The organism is Micromonospora sp. H61 (assembly GCF_018070325.1).
In the GTDB taxonomy this organism is placed as follows: Bacteria; Actinomycetota; Actinomycetes; order Mycobacteriales; family Micromonosporaceae; genus Micromonospora; species Micromonospora salmantinae.
In genome coordinates this window covers 1-520 of sequence record NZ_JAGPXY010000250.1, presented here as the reverse complement: position 1 = coordinate 520, position 520 = coordinate 1, and the positions used below count along the sequence as shown (strand labels likewise).

At 68.7% G+C, this 520-nt stretch carries 1 protein-coding gene; it reads right to left on the bottom strand.

The features are described 5' to 3' along the window. Nucleotides 1-300 (bottom strand): hypothetical protein (locus KBX08_RS33435; RefSeq protein ID WP_210787737.1); only part of this gene is annotated, 300 nt, incomplete at its 3' end. Between the last annotated feature and the right edge of the window lie 220 nt (nucleotides 301-520).

Sequence of the window (520 nt, the reverse complement as noted above, 5' to 3'; positions counted from 1 at the left end):
GCCCTGCTCGGCAGGCCGGGAAGCGCGAGCGTCCTGGTAACCACGCGCCCGGCGGCCTGCCGTTACGAGCGCCGCGTTGTTACCCGTGGACTTGACCCACCCGTCCGGCATGCGTCCAAAGTTCGCCGTCGGCGAGCGACCGAATCGCGCTCGGTGCTGGGAAAGCACCACACACTCCGCCAGCTTGCGTTCCCTGACGTCCCCGGCGAACTCCGCGATGGAGAACTCGAAACTGGCGTCGCCGACGGTGCGCATGACCCAGAGGCAGGGAGCAGCCGTGTGGGGGTCGTTGTACGGCATCTCATCGCGATAGAGAACGCATAGCTGACCGAGTCGGCGTCGCAGCTCACCGGTCTGCCCTACGTAGGCGAGGGAGCTGTCACCGATCCGCCTCACCTGGTACAGCCCCGGGCCTCCTGGCACTTGCAGGCGGGCGGCCCGATCGCCGAGCGGAAGCCAGCCGCTCCAGCCAAGGGCCGGCGCGGTCAGGGTCGGACTCAAAGTCGGCCACCTGCACGGA